Raw genomic sequence first — 22,027 nt, 5'->3', positions numbered from 1 at the left:
CTCCTGAATGAAAAAAAAGGCTGCCCCGAACAGGGCAGCCAAATAACTACTCTGCAGTGACTTCAATTGATTTGATGAATATATATCCCCAGTCGCCAGAGAACTTGCCAAAGCTAATGGTGTTGTCCCCTGCCCTGAGCGTGACCGGTACGATCATCGTCTGGCCTTTCTCATCCGTTTGCGGGAATTCAATGCTCACCGGCGTTCCGCCGTTCACAATGAACGAGTTTTTCTTACTCCCCCATTTGCCGTTAAATTTCACGTGCAGGGCAAACTTACCGTCCCAGGGGGCGTTAACCTGCCAGGTCACGCTGTCTCCGTCATTGGCAAAAGGGCCAAGGAAACCGTCTTCACCAATCGCTAACGTATCTTTATCGCTCTTGGTGATGTTCAGTTTCCCCTTGCTGACGTCCAGCGTTCCGCCGCCAAAATGACAGTAGTCCGCCGGCACGGGTCCCGCCGCGGCCTTCACGCTAACGTTTACCGTCTTGCTGCTTTTCAGCAGTCCATCGTCAGCGGTAAAGGTCAACGCATAGTCACCGGGAGCCGAGAACCAGGCACGGGTTTCCGCTTTGGTGCTGTCACAAAAGTGGACGTTATCCTTGCCTTCGTGATGCCATGCCACGCTGACCTTCGGCTCCGGCAGATTGTCATCCTGCCAGGCCGCGGTGAGCTGAACGCCTTTATCCACGGTGGTAGAGAGCGCATCCTGCAGAGTGATGACCGGCGGCAGGTTTTTCTGCGTATGCTCAAGGCGAATCACGTTTGAAGGCGCAGACTGACCGCTTTCGTTCTTTGCGATCACCCGGTAGTAGTAAGTCTGGCCCAGCGTCAGGCTGCGATAGTCATCACGGAAGAGATCCATTTTTGCCGGATCCCACTCATTTTTGCCGTCAGAGATATCCTGACCAACGCGGGTCCACGGGCCGTGTGGCTGAGTCGCTCTCTCCACATCGTAATAACGCCCGACGGGAGACCCCATCCAGTTAATGGCAAACGGTGAGTTGCTCTCGCGCAGCTTAGGCGCTTCCGGGACCGGCAGAGCCGGCGCCTTGCTCAGCCCCGCCATTTGCGCCGAGGCGGTTCGCACCAGATTGACGACCTCCATCTCCTGGTTTGCTTTGCCCTCGACCGGGAAGCCAGGCAGATGGTAGCTGTAGTGCCCGGTAAACTCTTTGTGCCAGTAAAAACCACCATCATGGCGATGACCACGGAAGCCCCAGATAAAGCCCCCCGCCGCCTGTGCGCCGTTGACCTCGGTATGCACAATGGCCTGCATGATAGTGTTAAGGTCTTTTTGATCGAGCAGACCAAATTCGCCAACCAGATAGACCTTTTTGCCGCCAATCGCCTCCAGATCGTTGCGAACCTGCTCGGGGTGGTTGTTCTGGGCGTTGGTGTAATAGTGGTTACTGATGATGTCGACGTTCGGATCGTTGAGCGCGAAATCATTCACCTTTTTATAGGTACCATCGACGACAAGCTGATGGGGCGCCCACTTGCGGATCCAGGCCGACGTTTTCTGCAGGAAATCAGCATTGGTGTTTTCCAGCTCATTACCCGTTTCCCAGGCCATGATCGCCTTTTCATCGTAGTAATGGCGTCCCGTAATGGTGTTGGTACGGGTAATCACCTGACGGATCACGTCCTGATAAGCACGGTAGGTTTTACTGTCGGTTTGATAAAAATCTTCCGGCTTTTCATGATAAAACGCGGCCAGCTGTTCGCGTCCCCCCCACCACCACCAGTGGTCAATAAACGGCAGAATCAGGCGCAGCCCCTGCTTATCTGCCTCGGCAATCATGTTGTCATACACTTTCATGGCCGTTTCATTCAGCCGCGGCATGCCGTCCGGCGTTGCCGGTGCCAGAATATGTGTCTCACGTCCGCAGGCAGCATCATTTTCCTGCTGCACGGAAAGCACATATACACGCTGTGCTTTAGCACCGGTTTGCACCAGCGCTTTGATCCAGTTCTCCTGCTCTTCAGCAGTCGGCCATCTAAAGTATTGCCCCCAGCCGCGCGGATCCGCCTTACAGGTTCCGCGCGCGTCATCTTCTATACGATGCAGCTCCGGGGCGTGGATCCCGGCGAAGCGAAAGACGCGATCGCCATCTTTTAACGCTGCGCCATCGCGAGTAATAAAGTGTTCAAAATGGGATTGCTCGGCCGCCAGAGCCCCCGCGCTTCCCAGCGCGGAGAGTAAGGAGACGAGAAGCAGTTTTCGAATCGGGAAAGCCATCTCTTTTCTCCTCAGAACCAGACTTCAGCCTGCACACCAAAATTCAGCGTATCGGTATCGCCGCTACGTGAATATCCCCCCGGACTCAGGGTGCCAGTGCTCCAGTCGTAATTTCTGTCCATCGCATCCGAGACGCCTTTATCCCATTTTGCGTAGGTGGCAAAGAAGCGCAGCTGCGGACGGCTCCAGAAACCTGAATCAAAGGTCAGGGTCGGCGCAATGGTCACCTTGGTCAGGCCACCTTTCCCTTTACCGTTTACGCCCATGTAGTTTTTATCATCCAGATATTCGTAGCCCACCTCATATTGCATGGCGAAGTTTTTGGTTATCTGATGATACGGACGGATACCCGCGACCCACATGGAACGTCCCCAGCCGTCATCGTCGTTGGTCCACCAGCGGTAGTTTTTGTCTTTCTGATAAAACGCAAAGGTCGATACCTCCACGTCACCCAGGTTGGCCATGCTGTCCAGCACGACGCGCCAGGATTGCGTATCCTCAAGGTTTGCCCAGCCCCAGCCGTTTTTACCCAGCGAATCCGCGGCGGCCAGGCCTTTGCCATACTGGAAAGCGATGCGGGAGTATCCGTTGGTCAGGCCGTAGAAGCTGTCAAAGTTGTACAGCGCGGTCACGCCGTACCCCTTCTCAGCCGAGGTAGGATGGTTTTCATTGCGGTTCATGTGGTGGCCGATAAGTTCGACATCGAGCCCGGTGCCGCCGATCTTTTTAAACCACAGGTTAAGCGAATAGTCGTCCGGATAGCCCTGATCCCCCAGATCTACCGGATAAGCTTTGGCTTCGTCGGTGGTCGAGAAGGCATACACACCCGCATCAAAGCGCGCAAAGCCTAAGTCCAGGTTATCGAACCCGCCCCCGGTTCCGTTGTACTGAATGTACTCCCAGTCGAACTGGTGGCTGGAAAGGTTGGAGCTGCTGTAGCGTTTACCGGCCCAGAAGGTCATGTCCGGGGCAAAATCGAGATTCGTTAATTCAGCAAACCCTTCGCGGAACTGGGTCTCTTTGCCGTCATCGTCAGTACAGTTCCAGTCGGCGGTACATTTGGTCTGGTGCGTCAGGTTGGCCTGAATACGTGCGACTGCGCCTGAATCCGACTTCAGCGTTACCGTCGGGATCAGCTCAATTTTGGTATCTTCTTCGTTACCCAGACGCCATTTCCCGTCAGGCATCAGCCCCACCGAATCGACCCGGTTGCCATCGCTATTGGCAAGAATACCCGAGCGTAAATAGCCGTGGAGGGCGAAATCATATTTCTCATCGGCGCTGGCATAACCGCTGATGACAGTAAGAGCAATCAAGGACAGAGGTATTGATTTCATTAACGTTTGCATAGGTTCCCTTTGAATTTTTATTTTCACGGTTAAACGTGCAGGGGAAATGTAAGGATCAAATCTGGAAATGTACATCCACAAACGGAAAGCGCTTTCCATGTTTGCCGGATTGAATCACAAATTTAAGATCAAAGAGAAAATTTTTGTGAAGAATGTCACGAAATAATCTTCTGCCCATCAGGAACGGGCAGAAGCAGGGAGGCGGGGATTATTTTTCCAGCTGCATCAACTGGCGTTCATGAACCTTGAAGAAGGGGCGATAGAGCATCCATGCATTAAAAAAGGCGAACAGGCACATGCACATATTTTTCCAGCTGCCGTTCGCCGACCAGGCTGCGCCCAGCGGTGAAGGCATAGACCAGGGCAGCATGGCGACGGCTCTGTCGAGCACGCCAAGCTGGGTTAAATACCAAGCTATACAGGCATTTATCAGCGGTACAAACACAAAGGGCAGTAAAAAAACCGGGTTCATGATGACGGGGAAACCAAACAATATCGGCTCGTTAATGTTGAACAGCGACGGCAGAAGGCCAATTTTCCCGACGCTCTTCAACTGCCGGGATCGGCTTCGCATCGCCATAAAGACCAGCGGCAGCGTAGAGCCGATACCGCCAATCAGCAGATAAAAATCCCAGAATCCCTGCAGATAAATATGGGGCAGCACGGCTTCCCCGGCGGCCAGGGCCCGCTGGTTTTCAAACAGATAGGTGAGCCAGAACGGGTTCATGATGCCCGTAATGATCAGGGCGCCATGAATACCGACGAACCATAAAAGATTACATAGAAACAAGGAGATAAGCACAGCCGTAAGGGTATCGGATGCCACGATAAGCGGGCGTAACGCCTCGCCAATCAGCTGCGGCAAAATTTGTCCGGTCGTCTGCAGCATCACGGCATTCATTACGCTAATGGAGAGCATGATCACCAGCAGCGGCATCAGCAGCTGGAAACCATTTCGCGTCATCACCGGTACCTCCTCCGGTAGACGAATGCACCACCCTCTTTTGTAGAAAAACCTTATTATTTCAATAGAGTAAGCGCTTGAAATGAGCGCAGTAAAAAGCCCCATCCCGCCCAGAAAAATATTCGTTGCACCGTTATCCCGAAAGCCAATGAACAGCAAAAAGGAGAGGCAGCCGGTGAGTCCACACAGCCGTTCCGGGAGTTGATACTGCTTGGCCAGACTGGCGCTGGCACCAAACGCGACAATCAGCGCCACCAGTCCGAGCGTCAGCTCAAAGGTTGGCAACAGCATCGGACGCAGCAGCAGATAGACGTGCCCGAGGCGCGATGCACTTGAAATGGCGAACGGTGGAAACAGCAGCGGCACCATCAGGCTTCCCACAATCACAAAAGGCATGGCGAGGGAAAAGCCGTCCCGCATCGCGGTAATATGTTGATTTCTGGTGATTATATTGGCTGCTGGCGTGAGACGTTGCTCAATCAAATCCACAGCAACATTCATCAAATGAATGTTCATAACTCGACCTTAATAGTTCGTGAATAGCCGCGATGATCTCGCACATCCGGACAAAGTGAAAGATTCCCTCAGGTGATCGCGGTCACAATTACCTTATCCACCAATGGAAAGCGCTTTCCGTTTTGTTCCATGATGACTATATTCCAGCCATAAGTTCAAAGGAGACGTTATGAAAAAAATCATGTTGTGTTGTTCTGCCGGGATGTCCACCAGCCTGCTGGTGAAAAAAATGGTCGACGAAGCGCAAAAGCGTGGCCTGGAAGCGGAGATCAAAGCGTTTGGCGTGGCCGAATTCGCCGAGCAGGTCGGTCACTATCAGGTGGTGCTGCTTGGACCGCAGGTGAAGTACATGCAAAGCGATCTTCAGAAACAAGCTGATAAATACGGGATCCGTGTTGAGCCTATCAACATGATGGATTACGGCATGCAAAAAGGGGGCGCCGTTCTCGATTTCGCCCTCTCCCTGATAGATAACAAATAACGAAGGGAAAACCCATGAGCTCTCTGTACGCGAAACTTATCCAGGTCATTGAACAGAAAATTACCCCGATGGCAGGCGCCGTCGGGCAGCAGAAGTATGTGACCTCGATTCGTGACGGCTTTATCACCGCTCTGCCGTTCATGATCGTCGGTTCCTTTATGCTGGTGTTTATTTTCCCGCCCTTCTCACCCGACACGTCCTGGGGTTTCGCCCGGGCATGGCTGCAATTCTCCTTGGATCACCGTCAAGCCCTGATGCTGCCGTTCAACTTCAGCATGGGGATCATGACGATCTTCATTTCAGTCGGGATCGCCGCGAGCCTGGCCAAACATCACGATCTGGATGCCCTTACCGCCGGCATGCTGTCGCTGATGGCATTTCTGCTGGTGGCTGCGCCGTTAAAAGACGGGCAGATTTCTACCGCCTATTTCTCCGGGCAAGGGATCTTCACGGCCATTCTGGTGGCTATCTACTCTACCGAGCTGTATGCCTTCCTGAAGCGTCACAATATTACCATCCGCCTGCCACCAGAAGTGCCTACGGGCGTTGCGCGTTCGTTCGAAATTCTGATCCCGGTGCTGGCAATTGTTGTCACTCTGCACCCGCTCAACCTCTTCATTGAGGCTCAGCTCGGCATGATTATTCCGGAAGCGATTATGTCGCTGGTGAAACCGCTGGTTGCCGCCTCCGATACGCTGCCTGCCATTCTGCTCTCGGTGCTGGTGTGCCAGGTTCTGTGGTTTGCGGGCATCCACGGCGCGCTGATTGTCACCGGAATTATGAACCCGTTCTGGATGGCGAACTTGTCGGTTAACCAGGCAGCAATGGCTGCCGGTCAGGCGATCCCGCACATTTATGTTCAGGGATTCTGGGATCACTACCTGCTGATTGGCGGGGTCGGCTCCACGCTGCCGCTGGCGTTACTGCTGCTGCGCAGCAAAGCGGTGCATCTGCGTACCATTGGGCGTATGGGTGTGGTGCCGGGGATGTTTAATATCAACGAACCGATTTTATTCGGTGCCCCTATCATCATGAATCCGCTCTTTTTCCTGCCGTTCGTGCTGGTTCCGATGGTCAACGCCACCCTCGCCTACTTTGCCCTTGATTTCGACCTGGTCAGTCGCGTGGTCTCGATGACACCGTGGACAACGCCTGCCCCTATCGGCGCATCCTGGGCGGCCAACTGGAGCTTTAGCCCGGTGATCCTCTGCCTGCTGTGCATGGTGACCTCAGCGGCCATGTACTTCCCGTTCCTCAAAGCGTACGAGAAGCAGCTGCTGGAACAAGAGCATGAAAATGCGGTTGAACAATCTGAAGAAGCGGCACAGTCCGCCTGATAGTAAAAACACAGAGGTTACGGATGGAATTAGAAGAACAGGTCATGGGCATTATTATCAATGCCGGTCAGTCACGCAGTCTCTGCTACGAAGCGCTTGGCTTCGCAAAAAAAGGTGACTTTGCCTCAGCCGACGCGCGAATGAAAGAGGCGGCGCACTTCGCCCGTGAAGCGCATCTGGTACAAACCCAACTGATCGAAGCTGACGAAGGGGAAGGCAAAACCAAAATGACGCTGGTGATGGTGCACGCTCAGGATCATTTGATGACCTCGATTCTGGCGAAAGAACTGGTGACGGAGCTGATCGAGCTGTACCGCACTCGTCAGGCATAACCATTCAGGAGAGGCGCTGGCCTCTCCTTTTCGAGGAACGTATGCACTATCTTGGACTCGATATTGGCGGCACAAAAATGGAAGCCGTCCTGCTTTCGCCTCAGGGCGAATGCCTTTGGCGTGAGCGTCGTCCGACGCAAAAAGAGAGTTATGACGCCTTTATGCACCATCTGCTGGCGTTTATCGGCGAAGCGCGCGCGGTAAGTGAGGTGCCATTCAGTATCGGTATTGGCCTGCCGGGGGCCATCGACCCACAAAGCGGGCTGATTAAAAACTGCAACTGCCTGGTGCTCAACGGTCACGACCTGAAGCATGATTTAGCAAATCAGCTCAATCAGCCCGTGTGGATAGCCAATGACGCGGACTGCTTCACGCTGTCTGAAGCGGTTGATGGCGCAGGCGCGGAAGCAGATACCGTCTTTGGCGTAATTGTCGGTACCGGATGCGGCGGTGGCGTGGCGGTACATAAGCGTCTGCTTCAGGGGCCAAACGCCATCGCTGGCGAATGGGGACATAACCCGTTGCCTGGCTATGCCCCCGAGACGGATGGTCCGGCGCAGCCCTGCTATTGCGGGAAACATAACTGTATCGAAACCTTTATCTCTGGCACCGGCTTTGCCCGCCGTTATCCCAGCGAACTGAGCGCGCAGGCCATCATTGAAGCGGCGGCCCAGGGAGACCTGACCGCGCGGGCCCACTGGCGACACTTTATCGACGCCTTTGCCCGCAGTCTGGCCTCGGTGATCAATATTCTTGATCCGCAGGTTATTGTCTTGGGCGGTGGGTTATCAAATGTCAGCCAGCTGTACGACGAACTTCCGGCCGCCATCAGGCCCTACATCTTCTCGGAAAGCTGCCGTACCCGTATCGTCCCGGCCCGTTACGGCGACGCCAGTGGCGTGCGTGGCGCGGCGTGGCTACCGGGTTTGCACGCCGCGCAGACGTGAAACCGCCTGTGGGGGGCGCTAAGATTCTTAAGGTGGGTTATGTTAAGATAACCAAAACCCACCACGCAGAAAATGCTATGCCAACGATTGACGATGTATCACGATTAGCCAATGTCTCACGAGCAACCGTCTCACGCGTGTTGACGGGGACGCGCGGCGTGCGCGAAGAGAGCCGTGAAGCCGTGCTGCGCGCCGTAGAAGAGCTTAATTATCGCCCAAGCTTTGCCGCGCAAAACCTGGCAAGTCAGTCATCAAGCTACGTTGGTCTGGTTCTCTCTGCGAAGGATGAAAGCAGCGGAGCACGTTTGCTGCCTGCGCTCTCCCGCGCCATGAAAGCGTTGAATAAAACGCTCATCGTAGAGTACGTAAACGATCCTGTTGAGCAGGCTGTCACCGTCGATGATCTTCAGCGCCAGTGCGTTGCTGTCGTAGTCTTTGGGCCGGTTGCGGCCGGTAGCGCAGAGAATGTCATCTCCTTCGATCGTCCCGTGGTGGATGCGAAACCTCAGGGATATGACTTTGCCTTTGCGACGGAAAGCGCCTGTCGCTACATGACGGGCAAGGGCCATCGCAATATCGCACTGGTGATTGACAGCGAACACGATGACAACAGTAAAAAGATGGTGGAAGGCTATCGCAACGTCCTGCAAAACTACTCTTTGCCGTTTAATCGCCAGCTGGTGTTAACGGCGAATGAAGATGTTGAACAGGCGCTGCTGACGCTTATCAACAGCCTGAGCAAATTTTCCGCCATTGTGGTTAAACGTGATGCCTATGCCGCTGAAGCGATGCGTCTGTTCCGGGAATTTGGCATTTCCGTTCCGCAGGAAGTGTCGCTGCTAAGTCTGGAAGATTCACCTCTGGCAACCCAGCTCTATCCACAGCTGACCTGTATCTCGTGGCCAATGGATCAGTTGCTCACTCAGTGCGTTGAGCGCATTAAAAGCCTGGTGGATGGCCGACCTGTTCGCACGTCAGAGCTCTCCCCCGTGATTGGTAAACTCACACCTCGCCAGTCGGTGATGGAAAAAAGCTAGCGGGTACGCAGCGATTGCCGGCTTAAGGGTGTGATAACACAGTAAACGTTATCCCTGTTCTGGAGCGAGATGATGAAAACCTTTCTGTTCATAAGTGCCCTCACCCTTTTCCCGGCGCTCTCCTGCTATGCCATCGCCCAGGAAACGCCCCTGCCGCTGAAAGAGCAAATTCATACCGATGAAGGTACGTTATGCGTGTATGGCGATGCTTCGCGCAGTGAAAAGGTTGTGATGCAGGGCGGCAACGATTGCCCACAGAGTAAAGCGGCAAAACAGTCCTGATTGTTTTGAGGGGGTGGAGTTATTACCAGGCGGTAAGAATGTACACCCCTTATTTTTGATTAAAAGTCAGTCCTGCGACAAATTAAGATGGAGTCTGGTCATTAAGCGATAAATGAGGTCTGTACTCGTTATAGCCCTGCCGCAAGCCATTTATGATTTTCCGGGCATGGAAATATCGCTGAATCCGTGCTCACTCAGACATAACGCCCACGGCTTCCCGCTTCACTTCGGGTACTTCCATACCGCCAGACTTCTTGCATAAGTTCCAGAAGATGGCGTCTTAAATAGCATCCTTAAGACAGCGTTTCAATGCAAAACCCCGGTTCGTCCTGGCGGAGGATACAGATGATGTATTTGTCAAAAAACACTTTTTTAAGGGGACGTTCTCATGTGGTTTATACAGATATAACTTACATTGTGATGTGTTAATGAATGGGGAGCAGGTCACGGCGGTTATACCTGAGTTTGTTCTCAACCATCCTCAAGCGGATGTATGGAAACAATAGTCACAATGGAATATCAATATACTGGTGACTTGAAGAAGTAAGATCTTGGGGGCATTCAGCCCCCTTATCCTTTGGGATACGAAAATTCTGCGGTGACTAAATGCGATTCTGACTTATCAGATTGGACGTCATACGCGAAGTTATATCGTTTTCCAGATGTAAACTTAAATCCAAATACTGGAAGACACTCACCCTTCGGTACATAAACAGGCTTGTCATCGAAAATCTTGTGAAGAGAGTCGCTATTATCGCTATTGATTTGAATAGCAGTGATCCGTTCCTGCGGCTCCAGTGGTGACACCACACAAACTTGATTATCTTTGATTAATGCCGTTGTAGATTCGCGATCTACCATTCGATCACCAGGCCCAGGGCATCCCGTTAAGAGGAATACAACACCCAGCAATATTTTATTCTTCATGTTTAACGTCCCTTCCCTGTTACGATTTTCTGATAAAGCGAGGGGACATCCTGCAACATATCAACGCCCCTGTACATCCCCATGCGCCCTGGTCTCTGATAGTAAGACCACTTACTGATACCATAAACCAGCAGTAACCAGTAATCAGCCAAAATAGAGGCTTGCTGTTCAAGAGAGTAATCAGTGAGCTTTTCTTTATCCAGCTTGTAGGTATATTCAGCAGCCCAGCTAAAAGCCCCCCTCACTCTCACCCATTGCCCATGTTGGTGTTGCCACACATGCCCCAGTTCATGGATGAAAACGTATTTATCTTCGATAAAAACAGAGTTTGCGGAAAAATCTTCTCTGTACATCGACTTTCTGTACCATAACTCTCCGTTGGGAGTCATCGCATAGTTTTGTTTCTGTAGTCCGAAGGGTAAATAGCTGTCGCAATGAATCCAGACACGGCTATAAACTATTGAATCTCCGAACACCCTACGAGCCATTGCAATCTCGCCTAACGTCATCCGGCGTAATGTACCTTCCTCCGCCTGCGCGCTCATAAACTGCCCTCCTTGTATGATTTATCTACATCGTAAAATCATAATTCGAAATAGTCTATACGCGAACTTTAGCCATTCATCAAACGCAGTGACGGTGCAAACACTACTCCCCGTTGCTTTTATCCCCCTCCTCTTGCCGCATAGATTCTATAAACTCTCGTTGCTCTTGTGTGAGTTCAAGCTCATCCAGCAAGCGATCTAACTCTTCTTCAGGTGATTCCTTTTGGTTCTGTCTCTTCCCGATAGCCATGCTCACCCTTGAGTTAATAGGATTAATCTCAGGGTATCCAGGGTGCATAAAATGCGCAACTAACAGATTTTGGACAATAGAAGCCATAAAGCCCCGTTAGTGGTACAAGTAACAAGCGGAGCGTAACGACGTCATCAGATTGTCTGAGGGATCACACCTTATCAGGGTGCTCGTATATCTGTCGAAGCGCTGGAAGAGCCTGTATATCGGGCTTTAATGCGAGTGATCAGTCTGTCGATGCCATAACAATGCCAGGATAGGTTTTTTTCACGTTTTACTATCGCGGTGTGAGGATGCAACTGCCGCCAACGCTGAGTTATCCTGTCATCTCACCGTGTAACTTAGCGTGACAGTTACCAGGGGCGGATCATAGTGGTAGAACCCATAGGCGACTAAAACAGGTAACTATTTAATTTGCTGATAGAGAAGGATTTAAAGGGCTTCTTCAGAAAGGGAGAGACTGGAGCGGGCGAAGGGAATCGAACCCTCGTATAGAGCTTGGGAAGCTCTCGTTCTACCATTGAACTACGCCCGCTTTGAGGTGCGTAAGGCATTATAGACCTTACGCCTCTTCATACAAGCCTCTTTGCAACTAAATGGCGATTATATAATCACTTAGCACTTTGGCTTACTGCCTGGCACCGGAAGATAACGCTGCGGATCGATGGCTGTGGCGCGATAGCGGATCTGGAAGTGTAACTTCACCGAGTCCGTGCCGGTACTGCCCATGGTGGCAATCTTCTGCCCAGCCTTCACATTCTGCCCGTTGTTCACCAGCATCGTATCGTTGTGGGCATAGGCAGTGATGTAATCTTCCCCATGTTTAATCATGATCAGGTTACCGTAACCGCGCAGCTGGTTGCCGACGTAGACCACCTTCCCTGCCCCTGATGCATAGACTGGCGTGCCGCGCGCAGCAGCGATATCAATGCCTTTATTGCCCCCCTCAGACAAGGAGTAAGGCAACACGACCTTGCCGCTGGCAGGCCAGACCCAGCAACGCTGGCCGACCGGAGGCCATGAAGACTGCGGCACCGCGTAAGACGGCGTCACTTTAGCTGTTTTGCCTTTAGAGGATTTCTTCGTTGAAGACGCGCCACCGTTAACCTTCAGTTTCTGCCCCACCTCGATGGTGTAGGGTGGAGAGATGTTATTCAGACGCGCCAGATCCTTCACGCTGGTCCCCGTTGCGCGCGAAATCCGATACAGCGTATCCCCGCGCTTAACGGTATAAACCGCACCGGAATAGCTGCCCATATCCGACGACTTGCTTCCTGAACAGCCTGCCAGTAATAGCGTCAGCGTCAGACAAAAAACGGCGGTAATGGGATTTCTCGTCAGGCTTCCTGCAAACAAAACAGATCCTCGGTCAGCGTGAATGGCGCACTATGATACCAGCCCAGACTGATATGGGTCAGCCCTTTTCCGCTCTTGAGAGCAAACGGCGCATGGAGGAATGCAGTATAATGCAACTGCTGATGGTGCAGAGCCATCCGCATCGTTGGCACTGGAGCATCAATGAGTATTCAAGAACACGTTATTTTGGTAAATGACCAGGGAATGGTGATTGGCACTCAGGAAAAGTACGCCGCGCACACCGCCCACACCCCGCTGCACCTGGCTTTCTCATCGTGGCTTTTTAACGCCAGAGGTGAGTGTCTGGTTACCCGACGCGCCTTAAGCAAAAAAGCCTGGCCAGGTGTCTGGACCAACTCCGTTTGCGGACATCCTCAGTCCGGTGAAAAGACGGAACAGGCTATCATCCGCCGTTGCCGCTTTGAGGTTGGCGCGGAGATCGCCAATATTACCCCCATTGCCGCTGAATTCCGTTACCGTGAAGCCGATCCTTCGGGGATCGTGGAGAACGAGATTTGCCCGGTATTCGCAGCACGCATCACCAGCGAACTGCATATTAATCACGATGAAGTGATGGAGTATGAATGGGTCGAGCTGGAAGCGTTGTTCCGCGCACTGGACGCTGCCCCCTGGAGCTTTAGCCCGTGGATGGTGCAGGAAGCGACGGTCGCCCGCGACGCGCTCAGGGCCTTCGCGGCGCAATAAAAAAGCCCCTTTCGGGGCTTTTTTTACTGTCTTAACGGCTTACTTCACCGGGCGCATCGCCGGGAACAGGATCACATCACGGATGGTGTGGCTGTTAGTGAACAGCATAACCATACGGTCGATACCAATCCCCAGACCTGCGGTTGGTGGCAGACCGTGCTCCAGCGCAGTCACATAGTCTTCGTCGAAGAACATCGCTTCGTCATCGCCCGCCGCTTTCGCGTTAACCTGATCCTGGAAGCGCTGAGCCTGATCTTCTGCATCGTTCAGCTCGCTAAAGCCGTTGCCGATTTCGCGGCCACCGATGAAGAACTCAAAGCGGTCAGTGATTTCCGGGTTCACATCATTACGACGTGCCAGCGGAGAAACTTCTGCCGGGTATTCGGTGATGAAGGTCGGCTGAATCAGGTGCGCTTCGGCCACTTCTTCGAAGATCTCGGTCACGATACGGCCCAGACCCCAGCTCTTCTCAACGTTGATACCGATGCTTTCCGCGATCGCTTTCGCAGAGTCGAAGTTATCCAGATCGGCCATGTTGGTTTCTGGACGGTATTTCATGATCGCTTCGCGCATGGTCAGTTTTTCGAACGGCTTGCCGAAGTCGAAGACTTCTTCACCGTAAGGCACTTTAGTGGTGCCCAGAATGTCCTGCGCCAGGGTACGGAACAGTGATTCGGTCAGCTCGATCAGATCTTTATAATCCGCATACGCCATATAGAGTTCCATCATGGTGAACTCTGGGTTATGACGCACGGAGATGCCTTCGTTACGGAAGTTACGGTTGATTTCGAACACGCGGTCAAAACCACCGACGACCAGACGTTTCAGGTACAGTTCCGGCGCGATACGCAGGTACATGTCCAGATCGAGGGCGTTGTGATGGGTGATGAACGGACGTGCAGACGCGCCGCCCGGGATCACCTGCATCATTGGGGTTTCCACTTCCATAAAGTCGCGGTTAACCATGAACTGGCGGATACCGGCCATGATCTGAGAGCGAATCTTGAAGGTCTTACGGGATTCATCGTTGGAGATGAGATCCAGGTAACGCTGACGGTAGCGCGCTTCCTGATCCTGCAGGCCATGGAATTTGTCCGGCAACGGGCGCAGGGCTTTGGTCAGCAGACGCAGTTCGGTGCAGTGGATAGACAGCTCACCGGTCTTGGTTTTGAACAGCTTACCTTTCGCCCCCAGGATATCGCCCAAGTCCCACTTCTTGAACTGCTCGTTGTAGATGCCTTCCGGCAGGTCGTCACGGGAGACGTACAGCTGAATACGGCCGCCAACGTCCTGCAGCGTCACAAAGGAGGCTTTACCCATGATACGACGGGTCATCATGCGGCCAGCAACGGCCACTTCGATGTTCAGCGCTTCCAGCTCTTCGTTCTCTTTATCGTCGAAGTCAGCGTGCAGTTGGTCTGAGGTATGGTCACGACGAAAATCGTTCGGGAACGGCACGCCCTGCTCGCGCAGTGCTGCCAGCTTCTCGCGGCGGGTTTTCAGTTCGTTATTAAGATCGACTACCGCGTCAGCGCCCTGTGCTTGTTGTTCAGACATGTTGGTTCCTCATAACCCTGCTTTCAAACTTGCTTCGATAAATTGGTCCAGGCTGCCGTCCAGCACCGCCTGCGTGTTACGGGTTTCAACCCCGGTACGCAGGTCTTTGATGCGGGAGTCATCAAGGACGTAAGAACGGATCTGGCTGCCCCAACCGATGTCAGATTTGTTATCTTCCATCGCCTGTTTCTCAGCATTTTTCTTCTGCATCTCCAGCTCATAAAGCTTCGCTTTCATCTGCTTCATGGCCTGGTCTTTGTTCTTATGCTGGGAACGGTCGTTCTGGCATTGCGTCACCAGCCCGGTTGGAATGTGGGTGATACGCACCGCAGATTCCGTACGGTTAACGTGCTGACCACCCGCGCCGGATGCGCGGTAAACGTCGATACGCAGATCCGCCGGGTTGATGTCGATATCGATATCTTCGTCAACTTCCGGATAGACAAATGCGGAGCTGAAGGAGGTGTGACGACGGCCGCCGGAGTCGAACGGGCTCTTACGCACCAGGCGGTGAACCCCCGTCTCGGTACGCAGCCAGCCGTAGGCGTAATCGCCAATAATCTTGATGGTGACAGATTTAATACCGGCCACTTCACCTTCAGACTCTTCGATGATTTCGGTTTTGAAGCCGCGGGCTTCCGCCCAGCGCAGATACATGCGCATCAGCATGCTGGCCCAGTCCTGGGCTTCGGTACCGCCAGAACCTGCCTGAATATCGAGATAGCAGTCAGCGTTATCGTATTCACCGGAGAACATGCGACGGAATTCAAGCTGTGCCAGCTTCTCTTCGAGCACGTCGAGTTCAGCCACGGCTTCGTTAAAGGTTTCTTCGTCGTCAGCTTCGACGGCCAGCTCCAGTAAACCGGAAACATCTTCCAGCCCCTGAGCCATTTGATCCAGCGTATCTACGATAGCTTCGAGAGAGGAACGCTCTTTACCCAGCGCCTGCGCGCGTTCAGGTTCGTTCCAGACGTCCGGCTGTTCCAGCTCGGCGTTTACTTCTTCAAGACGCTCTTTCTTGGCATCGTAGTCAAAGATACCCCCTAAGAACGTCAGAGCGCTCCGTGAGGTCCTGAATACGGTTTTTTACCGGATTAATTTCAAACATGGTCTGTTTTCTTTTATGGACTTGTCAAAATGCGGTGATAAGAGCGGGATTGTACCGAATCCACGCCCTTTTTTATAGAGATTACTGCCGCTAAATTGGCCAGATATTGTCGATGATGATCTGAAGGGTGCGGTTACCGCGGAACTCGTTTATATCCAGTTTGTATGCCAGCTCAACTTCGCGCACGCCGTTGTCCGGCCAGACAGCGGTATCGACGTTAAAGGCAATACCGTCCAGCAGCGGGCCACCGCCTACAGGCTCGACCATCACTTTCAGATGGCGCTCACCAACAATGCGCTGTTGCAGCAGACGGAAGCGGCCATCGAACAGGGGTTCCGGGAACATCTGCCCCCACGGCCCTGCATCCCGGAGCATCTGTGCCACTTCCATCGTCATCTCAACCGGCGTGAGTTCGCCGTCGGAAACCACTTCGCCCTGCAGCAGGGCCGGGTCAATCCAGTCGGTGACCAGCTCGCCGAACAGACGCTGGAACTCGTCGAACTTCGCCTCTTCCAGCGACAAACCTGCCGCCATGGCATGACCGCCAAACTTGAGCATCAGACCCGGGTAGAGGGTATCCAGACGCTCCAGCGCATCGCGCATGTGCAGCCCCTGAATCGAACGCCCGGAGCCTTTGAGGGTGCCATCACCAGCCGGTGCAAACGCAATGACCGGGCGGTGGAAACGCTCTTTAATACGCGAAGCCAGAATGCCCACCACGCCCTGATGCCACTCAGGGTGATACATCGCCAGGCCGCCCGGCAGCGTATCGCCGCTGCGTTCCAGCTTTTCGCACAGGGTCAGCGCTTCAACCTGCATTCCCTGTTCAATTTCTTTACGGGTCTGGTTCAGGGCGTCCAGCTCATTAGCCAGCACGCGCGCTTCACCAATGTTGTCGCACAGCAGCAACGCGACGCCAACGGACATGTCGTCCAGTCTGCCGGCCGCGTTCAGGCGAGGCCCCAGAGCGAAGCCCAGATCGCTTGCCGCCAGCTTGAGCGGATCGCGGTTAGCAATCTCAAGCAGCGCTTTGATACCGGGACGGCATTTGCCCGCCCGGATGCGGCTTAAGCCCTGCCAGGTCAGAATACGGTTATTGGTATCGAGCGGCACCACGTCTGCGACGGTCCCCAGTGCGACCAGGTCGAGATACTCGGCCAGGTTCGGCACGGCAATACCGCGGGCGTCGAACCAGCCCTTATCACGCAGCAGCGTGCGTAACGCTAGCATCAGATAAAATGCCACGCCGACGCCTGCGAGTGATTTCGACGGGAAATCGCAGTCGCGCAGATTCGGGTTGATGATCGCTTCCGCGGCAGGCAGCGTTTCACCCGGCAGGTGGTGATCGGTAACCAGCACCGGGATCCCCAACTGATGCGCATGATCGACGCCCGCATGGGAAGAGATCCCGTTGTCTACGGTCAGGATCAGCTGTGCGCCGCGGGCATGGGCCTGATCGACCACTTCCGGGCTGAGGCCGTAACCATCTTCAAACCGGTTCGGCACCAGATATGTCACATTGTCGCAGCCCAGCGCGCGCAGGCTCAGCACGCTCAGCGCGGTACTGGTTGCGCCATCAGCATCAAAATCCCCCACCACCACAATGCGCGTACCTTCATACAGCGCGTTGTAAAGTATTTCTGTGGCTTTTTCGATGCCGTTTAACTGCTGCCATGGCAACATCCCTTTAACGCTGCGCTCAAGGTCGGCGGCGGTACGCACGCCACGGCTGGCGTATAGCCGCTTTAGCAGCGGCGGGAGGTCGTCAGGCAAATCAGCATGTTCAACCGCCTCGCGGCGGCGCAGTTTTATTGGGGCTTTCACGCGAATTATTTACCACCAAACTGTTTCTGATGCGCGTCGAGGAACTCTTTCATCTCTTTAGGTCCCTGATAACCCGGAACAACATAGCCGTTGCTCAGGACAATCGCTGGCGTACCGTTCACGCCAAACTGCACACCCAGCGCGTAGTGGTTAGCGATATCAATGTCGCAGGATGCAGGCTGCACGCCTTTGCCATTCATCGCGTCATCAAAGGCTTTGTTGCGGTCTTTCGCACACCAGATAGCTTTCATATCCTGCTCTGGCTTGCTCTCAACGCCCGCGCGCGGGAAGGCCAGATAACGCACGGTGATCCCCAGCGCGTTGTAATCTTTCATCTCTTCATGCAGCTTATGGCAGTAGCCACAGGTGATGTCGGTGAAGACGGTAATGACGTGTTTTTCCTGCGCCGCTTTATAAACGATCATCTCTTTTTCGAGCGCGTTCAGGTTTTTCATCAGCAGCTGGTTGGTTACGTTGACCGGCTGTGCACCGCTCACGTCGTACATTGGCCCCTGAATAATGTGTTTTCCGTCTTCGGTCACGTACAGCACGCCGCTGTTCGTCAGAACCGTTTTCATGCCGGCAACCGGTGCAGACTGGATATCACTGCTGGTGACGCCAAGCTTCGCCAGAGACTGTTTGATAGCGGCGTCATCCGCATGGGCAAAACCGGTAAATGAGGCTGCCAGCAGGGTGAACAGCGCGAAAGACTTTTTCATATAAGATCCTAATTCGTCGGCACTCACGCTCGCGGGTGGTGCTGTTGGTGTAGCTGCCGCAGCCGTTCCGTCGCGACATGGGTATAAATTTGGGTCGTGGAAAGATCGCTGTGTCCCAGCAGCATCTGCACCACGCGCAGGTCGGCGCCGTGGTTCAGCAGATGCGTCGCAAAGGCATGACGCAAAACGTGTGGCGAAAGCTTTTCACTGTCGATACCCGCCAGTGTGGCGTAATGTTTGATGCGATGCCAGAACGTTTGCCGCGTCATCTGTTGTGCGCGCTGGCTGGGGAACAAGACGTCGATTGAAGCGCCATTAAGCAACCATGGACGACCGTGCTCCAGATACGTTTCCAGCCAGTACACCGCCTCTTCACCCAGCGGCACCAGCCTTTCCTTGTTTCCTTTACCGATTACGCGAACCACGCCCTGACGAAGGCTAATGTCGCTCATCGTCAGGCCGACCAGTTCAGAAACACGCAAACCGGTAGCATACAATAGCTCAAGCATGGCTTTATCGCGTAACTCCAGCGGCAGGTCAACTGCGGGTGACTGTAATAATCTCTCAACTTGTGCTTCGCTGAGATCTTTCGGCAGCCGCTGCGGGAGTTTCGGGGAGGCCAGGAGCGCGCTGGGATCGTCTTCGCGAATTTTTTCACGGTTGAGGTGCTGGAACAGCCGACGCATTGCGCTGAGCAAACGTGCGGAACTGGTGGCCTTGTAGCCCCCTTCCATCCGCTCGCCCAGCAGCGCCTGCAGGTCGTCGCTTTGTGCGTTCGCCAGCGACAGCCCGCGGTGCGCCAGCCACTCCACCAGCATGGTGAGATCGCGCCGGTAGGCACTGAGCGTATTCTCGGCCAGGTTCTTCTCCAGCCACAGTGCATCGAGAAACTGTTCGATGAGTGCGAGATCCTTTTCCACATCAGCCCCTTTGATTCTGCAGTCAGGCCATTATGCCTGATTGCTACCGGTTTCTGGTACACTACGCGCAAAGTCAAAGCAAGAATTGAGATAGTCACGCGATGAATATTGGTCTGTTCTATGGTTCCAGCACCTGCTACACCGAAATGGCGGCAGAGAAAATTCGGGACATCATTGGCCCGGAACTGGTGACGTTGCATAACCTGAAAGATGACGCGCTTACGCTGATGGAGCAGTACGACGTGCTGATCCTCGGCATCCCGACCTGGGATTTTGGCGAAATACAGGAAGACTGGGAAGCCATCTGGGACCAGCTTGATACGCTTAACCTCGACGGCAAAATCATTGCCATGTACGGCATGGGAGATCAGCTGGGTTACGGTGAGTGGTTCCTGGACGCACTCGGCATGCTGCACGACAAACTGGCACCGAAGGGCGTCACGTTTATCGGTTACTGGCCAACCGAAGGGTACGAGTTCACCAGTAAGAAACCGATTATTGCCGATGGGCAGCTGTTTGTCGGGCTGGCACTGGATGAAACCAACCAGTACGATCTCAGCGATGAGCGCCTGCAAAGCTGGTGTGAGCAGATTCTGGGCGAAATGGCAGAAAAGTTCAGCTAAAGCGAATTACTCCTGCGTCAGCTGCTGTAATAACATCCGACGCAGGTCCCGCCACTCAGCGCTATCCATACTGTCCGCGGCCAGCCACAGATGCTGGCGACGCCCGCTGTCCACGCTACGTAGCCGCAGCATCATGCCGGAAGCGATCATCCAGGGCATACCGAGAATTTCCCACTCTTTTCCCTGCCAGCGCAGGCGGGAATCCATCAGTAATTTGATCTCCCCCTGACGGGCATGAATGCGGCGCTGGCTGCGCACGCTGTCAAACACCACAAACGACAGCAACAGCAGCCACAGAGGCGTATAGCTAAGCGGCCACGGCATCAGTAACACAAAGGCCGCGACCAGGCCGTGGAGCAACAACGACATCCACTGCGAGCGCCACGAGACGCGAAGGTCAGATTGCCACAGGACCACGTTCCTGATTCCGTGTTTGAATTAATTGCACCATCCGTTGCAACTCGGTGTCGGCGGGTTTGCCGTGATTCATCAGCCAGTTAAATAAATCAGGATCGTCAGACTCAAGCAGGCGAACAAACAGACGCTTATCATCATCGCTTAAGCTGTCATACTCATATTCGAAGAAAGGCATGATGGAAATATCAAGTTCACGCATGCCGCGACGGCACGCCCAGTGAATACGGGCCTTGTTGTTAATATCCATGTTCTGTTTCCTGCATTACGTTTGGCACAGTCGGCACCCCGTCCAGTGTTCTTGATTTCTCTGCGGGGACACCAGCTAGTGTAACGTGTTTTTGACCGTTTCTTTACTGGAATATTGCGAACCACGAGCGCGCTTCCACAATAAACCCTATAAAGACAGCGGATTACACTATTTTGCGTGGCACTACGCATAACCGGGTTATGGCACAAATGGCCTGTTGAAAGCGCTTGCAATGCCAGCAGGCTCTTTTACCATTAGGCATTATCAAAGCGTTAAGCAATTCAGGATATCGTTATGGCCTTTACACCATTTTCTCCTCGCCAGCCCGCCGCCTCTGCGCGTCTGCCGCTGACGCTTATTACTCTTGATGACTGGGCGCTGGCGACACTCACCGGTGCAGACAGCGAAAAATACCTGCAGGGCCAGGTAACCGCCGACGTCAGCCAGATGGACGAACATCAGCATCTGCTGGTCGCACACTGCGATCCAAAAGGGAAGATGTGGAGCAACCTGCGCCTGTTCCGTCGTCAGGAGGGTTTTGCCTTTATTGAGCGCCGCAGCCTGCGGGACGCGCAGCTCACCGAGCTGAAAAAATACGCGGTCTTCTCAAAAGTCACTATCGCCGCGGATGATGAACACGTTCTGCTGGGCGTGGCAGGCTTCCAGGCCCGTGCGGCGCTGAAAAATCTGTTCAGTGAACTCCCGGATGCCCAGAAACAGGTCGTCAGCGAAGGCGCAACGTCTATCCTGTGGTTTGAACACCCGGCGGAACGCTTTCTGTTAGTCACGGATACCGCGACCGCCGAACGCGTCACCGAGGCGCTGCGTGGTGAAGCCCAGTTTAATAACAGCCAACAGTGGCTGGCGCTGAACATTGAAGCCGGGCTGCCGGTGATTGACGCCGCAAACAGCGGGCAGTTCATTCCTCAGGCCACCAACCTGCAGGCGCTGGGTGGCATTAGCTTTAAGAAAGGGTGCTATACCGGCCAGGAGATGGTGGCACGCGCCAAATTCCGCGGAGCCAACAAACGCGCACTGTGGACCCTCGCGGGCCACGCCAGCCGCGTGCCTGACGCTGGTGAAGATTTAGAGCTGAAGATGGGCGAGAACTGGCGCCGTACCGGCACGGTGTTAGCCGCAGTTCAACTGGATGATGGCCGCCTTCTGGTTCAGGCCGTCATGAACAACGATATGGAAGCCGACAGCGTGTTCCGCGTGCGTGACGATGCCAATACACTGAGCATTGAGCCACTGCCGTATTCGCTGGAAGAGTAAGGCGTCATTGCCCGGCGACGAGATAAAAAAACGGTAACCTGACGGTTACCGTTTTTTTTTGCTTACT

General features: G+C 53.9%; 24 protein-coding genes and 1 tRNA gene. 9 read left to right on the top strand and 16 right to left on the bottom strand.

Translation table 11 applies throughout. The annotated features are described in order from the left end of the window. Positions 1-46: 46 nt before the first annotated feature. The 3 genes from L466_RS16775 to L466_RS16785 all read right to left on the bottom strand — a co-directional run bounded on the left by L466_RS16775 (position 47) and on the right by L466_RS16785 (position 5,071). Positions 47-2,242 carry a CBM35 domain-containing protein gene (locus tag L466_RS16775; protein WP_032680342.1) on the bottom strand — a complete coding sequence of 732 codons (2,196 nt, stop codon included), beginning with the start codon at positions 2,240-2,242 and terminating at the stop codon, positions 47-49. Between the two features lie 11 nt (positions 2,243-2,253). Then, the gene (locus L466_RS16780) at positions 2,254-3,591 is read right to left on the bottom strand and encodes a maltoporin (protein ID WP_025203318.1); all 1,338 of its coding nucleotides are present in this window, start codon (positions 3,589-3,591) and stop codon (positions 2,254-2,256) included. Between the two features lie 208 nt (positions 3,592-3,799). Then, positions 3,800-5,071 carry a PTS sugar transporter subunit IIC gene (locus tag L466_RS16785; RefSeq protein ID WP_020883745.1) on the bottom strand — a complete coding sequence of 424 codons (1,272 nt, stop codon included), beginning with the start codon at positions 5,069-5,071 and terminating at the stop codon, positions 3,800-3,802. Between the two features lie 169 nt (positions 5,072-5,240). On the opposite strand from L466_RS16785, the gene L466_RS16790 reads away from it, so the two are divergent. The 6 genes from L466_RS16790 (at position 5,241) to L466_RS16815 (ending at position 9,487) form a co-directional block, all read left to right on the top strand. Beyond that, on the top strand, positions 5,241-5,552 hold the full coding sequence (locus tag L466_RS16790; protein WP_014171497.1) for a PTS sugar transporter subunit IIB: 312 nt from the start codon (positions 5,241-5,243) through the stop codon (positions 5,550-5,552). A gap of 14 nt (positions 5,553-5,566) precedes the next feature. Next, positions 5,567-6,889 (top strand): PTS sugar transporter subunit IIC, encoded by a 1,323-nt coding sequence (locus L466_RS16795; protein ID WP_032680341.1) that lies wholly within the window; start codon positions 5,567-5,569, stop codon positions 6,887-6,889. After that, positions 6,889-7,221 carry a PTS N,N'-diacetylchitobiose transporter subunit IIA gene (chbA, locus tag L466_RS16800; protein WP_223399221.1) on the top strand — a complete coding sequence of 111 codons (333 nt, stop codon included), beginning with the start codon at positions 6,889-6,891 and terminating at the stop codon, positions 7,219-7,221. The genes L466_RS16795 and chbA overlap by 1 nt, the downstream gene beginning before the upstream one ends. 41 nt (positions 7,222-7,262) lie before the next feature. Beyond that, positions 7,263-8,168 (top strand): ROK family protein, encoded by a 906-nt coding sequence (locus L466_RS16805; protein WP_032680340.1) that lies wholly within the window; start codon positions 7,263-7,265, stop codon positions 8,166-8,168. A gap of 77 nt (positions 8,169-8,245) precedes the next feature. Then, a complete protein-coding gene (locus tag L466_RS16810) occupies positions 8,246-9,205 on the top strand; it encodes a LacI family DNA-binding transcriptional regulator (protein ID WP_025203317.1) in 960 nt (319 codons plus the stop codon). 69 nt (positions 9,206-9,274) lie between these two features. Then, positions 9,275-9,487 (top strand): hypothetical protein, encoded by a 213-nt coding sequence (locus L466_RS16815; RefSeq protein ID WP_014171502.1) that lies wholly within the window; start codon positions 9,275-9,277, stop codon positions 9,485-9,487. 82 nt (positions 9,488-9,569) lie between these two features. Here L466_RS16815 and L466_RS24100 read toward each other — a convergent pair whose 3' ends face one another. The 6 genes from L466_RS24100 to actS form a co-directional block, all read right to left on the bottom strand. Beyond that, positions 9,570-9,644: a hypothetical protein gene (locus L466_RS24100; RefSeq protein WP_369797172.1), complete on the bottom strand. Its 75-nt coding sequence runs from the start codon at positions 9,642-9,644 to the stop codon at positions 9,570-9,572. 413 nt (positions 9,645-10,057) lie between these two features. Then, positions 10,058-10,414: a putative T6SS immunity periplasmic lipoprotein gene (locus L466_RS0122325; RefSeq protein ID WP_025203316.1), complete on the bottom strand. Its 357-nt coding sequence runs from the start codon at positions 10,412-10,414 to the stop codon at positions 10,058-10,060. 2 nt (positions 10,415-10,416) lie between these two features. Next, complete coding sequence (locus L466_RS16820; protein ID WP_032680339.1) at positions 10,417-10,959, bottom strand: type IV secretion protein Rhs; 543 nt, start codon at positions 10,957-10,959, stop codon at positions 10,417-10,419. 103 nt (positions 10,960-11,062) lie between these two features. Further along, positions 11,063-11,296 (bottom strand): hypothetical protein, encoded by a 234-nt coding sequence (locus L466_RS23455; protein WP_047356716.1) that lies wholly within the window; start codon positions 11,294-11,296, stop codon positions 11,063-11,065. Positions 11,297-11,670: 374 nt separating this feature from the next. Then, positions 11,671-11,744, bottom strand: a tRNA-Gly gene (locus L466_RS16830). Between the two features lie 80 nt (positions 11,745-11,824). Further along, positions 11,825-12,565, bottom strand: a complete 741-nt coding sequence (actS, locus tag L466_RS16835) for an amidase activator ActS (RefSeq protein WP_032680337.1) — start codon at positions 12,563-12,565, stop codon at positions 11,825-11,827. 162 nt (positions 12,566-12,727) lie between these two features. Here actS and idi point away from each other — a divergent pair, with 162 nt between their 5' ends. After that, positions 12,728-13,270, top strand: a complete 543-nt coding sequence (gene idi, locus L466_RS16840; protein WP_025203284.1) for an isopentenyl-diphosphate Delta-isomerase — start codon at positions 12,728-12,730, stop codon at positions 13,268-13,270. Between the two features lie 39 nt (positions 13,271-13,309). Here the strand turns inward: idi and lysS are convergent, their stop codons facing one another. From lysS to xerD, 5 genes are all read right to left on the bottom strand, one after another. After that, entirely contained in the window at positions 13,310-14,827 is a 1,518-nt protein-coding gene (lysS, locus tag L466_RS16845; protein ID WP_032680336.1) for a lysine--tRNA ligase, read from the bottom strand. A 9-nt stretch (positions 14,828-14,836) separates the two neighbouring features. Further along, a protein-coding gene (gene prfB, locus L466_RS16850) for a peptide chain release factor 2 (RefSeq protein WP_104440355.1) occupies positions 14,837-15,935 on the bottom strand; the annotation gives its coding sequence in 2 pieces (ribosomal slippage) (positions 14,837-15,859 and positions 15,861-15,935; 1,098 coding nt in all). Positions 15,936-16,025: 90 nt separating this feature from the next. Next, positions 16,026-17,759, bottom strand: coding sequence for a single-stranded-DNA-specific exonuclease RecJ (recJ, locus tag L466_RS16855; RefSeq protein ID WP_032680335.1), 1,734 nt, complete (start codon positions 17,757-17,759; stop codon positions 16,026-16,028). A gap of 5 nt (positions 17,760-17,764) precedes the next feature. Then, on the bottom strand, positions 17,765-18,478 hold the full coding sequence (dsbC, locus tag L466_RS16860) for a bifunctional protein-disulfide isomerase/oxidoreductase DsbC (RefSeq protein ID WP_020883731.1): 714 nt from the start codon (positions 18,476-18,478) through the stop codon (positions 17,765-17,767). Positions 18,479-18,501: 23 nt separating this feature from the next. Beyond that, a complete protein-coding gene (gene xerD / locus L466_RS16865) occupies positions 18,502-19,398 on the bottom strand; it encodes a site-specific tyrosine recombinase XerD (RefSeq protein WP_014171511.1) in 897 nt (298 codons plus the stop codon). A 101-nt stretch (positions 19,399-19,499) separates the two neighbouring features. Between xerD and fldB the strand changes: the two genes are divergently transcribed. Next, positions 19,500-20,021 carry a flavodoxin FldB gene (gene fldB / locus L466_RS16870; protein ID WP_032680333.1) on the top strand — a complete coding sequence of 174 codons (522 nt, stop codon included), beginning with the start codon at positions 19,500-19,502 and terminating at the stop codon, positions 20,019-20,021. Between the two features lie 6 nt (positions 20,022-20,027). Here fldB and L466_RS16875 read toward each other — a convergent pair whose 3' ends face one another. Next, complete coding sequence (locus L466_RS16875; protein WP_014171514.1) at positions 20,028-20,438, bottom strand: protein YgfX; 411 nt, start codon at positions 20,436-20,438, stop codon at positions 20,028-20,030. Next, the gene (sdhE, locus tag L466_RS16880) at positions 20,419-20,685 is read right to left on the bottom strand and encodes an FAD assembly factor SdhE (RefSeq protein ID WP_003863437.1); all 267 of its coding nucleotides are present in this window, start codon (positions 20,683-20,685) and stop codon (positions 20,419-20,421) included. Before sdhE ends, L466_RS16875 begins: the two co-directional genes overlap by 20 nt. A gap of 294 nt (positions 20,686-20,979) precedes the next feature. On the opposite strand from sdhE, the gene ygfZ reads away from it, so the two are divergent. After that, positions 20,980-21,960, top strand: coding sequence for a tRNA-modifying protein YgfZ (ygfZ, locus tag L466_RS16885; protein WP_020883730.1), 981 nt, complete (start codon positions 20,980-20,982; stop codon positions 21,958-21,960). Positions 21,961-22,027 lie beyond the last annotated feature (67 nt).

Origin of the sequence: Enterobacter sp. BIDMC 30 (assembly GCF_000534355.1) — a bacterium.
GTDB lineage: Bacteria > Pseudomonadota > Gammaproteobacteria > Enterobacterales > Enterobacteriaceae > Enterobacter > Enterobacter ludwigii.
Note: the sequence above shows the minus strand (reverse complement) of the source record. Positions and strands in the feature narration are given on the sequence as shown.

Excerpts from the sequence above, each read along its gene's own strand:
- idi (WP_025203284.1), top strand. The coding sequence starts at position 12,728 with ATGAGTATTCAAGAACACGTTATTTTGGTAAATGACCAGGGAATGGTG.
- L466_RS16790 (WP_014171497.1), top strand. The coding sequence starts at position 5,241 with ATGAAAAAAATCATGTTGTGTTGTTCTGCCGGGATGTCCACCAGCCTG.
- lysS (WP_032680336.1), bottom strand. The coding sequence starts at position 14,827 with ATGTCTGAACAACAAGCACAGGGCGCTGACGCGGTAGTCGATCTTAAT.
- ygfZ (WP_020883730.1), top strand. The coding sequence starts at position 20,980 with ATGGCCTTTACACCATTTTCTCCTCGCCAGCCCGCCGCCTCTGCGCGT.
- fldB (WP_032680333.1), top strand. The coding sequence starts at position 19,500 with ATGAATATTGGTCTGTTCTATGGTTCCAGCACCTGCTACACCGAAATG.
- L466_RS16780 (WP_025203318.1), bottom strand. The coding sequence starts at position 3,591 with ATGCAAACGTTAATGAAATCAATACCTCTGTCCTTGATTGCTCTTACT.
- L466_RS23455 (WP_047356716.1), bottom strand. The coding sequence starts at position 11,296 with ATGGCTTCTATTGTCCAAAATCTGTTAGTTGCGCATTTTATGCACCCT.
- sdhE (WP_003863437.1), bottom strand. The coding sequence starts at position 20,685 with ATGGATATTAACAACAAGGCCCGTATTCACTGGGCGTGCCGTCGCGGC.
- L466_RS16795 (WP_032680341.1), top strand. The coding sequence starts at position 5,567 with ATGAGCTCTCTGTACGCGAAACTTATCCAGGTCATTGAACAGAAAATT.
- L466_RS16810 (WP_025203317.1), top strand. The coding sequence starts at position 8,246 with ATGCCAACGATTGACGATGTATCACGATTAGCCAATGTCTCACGAGCA.
- L466_RS16805 (WP_032680340.1), top strand. The coding sequence starts at position 7,263 with ATGCACTATCTTGGACTCGATATTGGCGGCACAAAAATGGAAGCCGTC.
- dsbC (WP_020883731.1), bottom strand. The coding sequence starts at position 18,478 with ATGAAAAAGTCTTTCGCGCTGTTCACCCTGCTGGCAGCCTCATTTACC.
- L466_RS16815 (WP_014171502.1), top strand. The coding sequence starts at position 9,275 with ATGATGAAAACCTTTCTGTTCATAAGTGCCCTCACCCTTTTCCCGGCG.
- L466_RS16785 (WP_020883745.1), bottom strand. The coding sequence starts at position 5,071 with ATGAACATTCATTTGATGAATGTTGCTGTGGATTTGATTGAGCAACGT.
- L466_RS16820 (WP_032680339.1), bottom strand. The coding sequence starts at position 10,959 with ATGAGCGCGCAGGCGGAGGAAGGTACATTACGCCGGATGACGTTAGGC.
- L466_RS0122325 (WP_025203316.1), bottom strand. The coding sequence starts at position 10,414 with ATGAAGAATAAAATATTGCTGGGTGTTGTATTCCTCTTAACGGGATGC.
- L466_RS16775 (WP_032680342.1), bottom strand. The coding sequence starts at position 2,242 with ATGGCTTTCCCGATTCGAAAACTGCTTCTCGTCTCCTTACTCTCCGCG.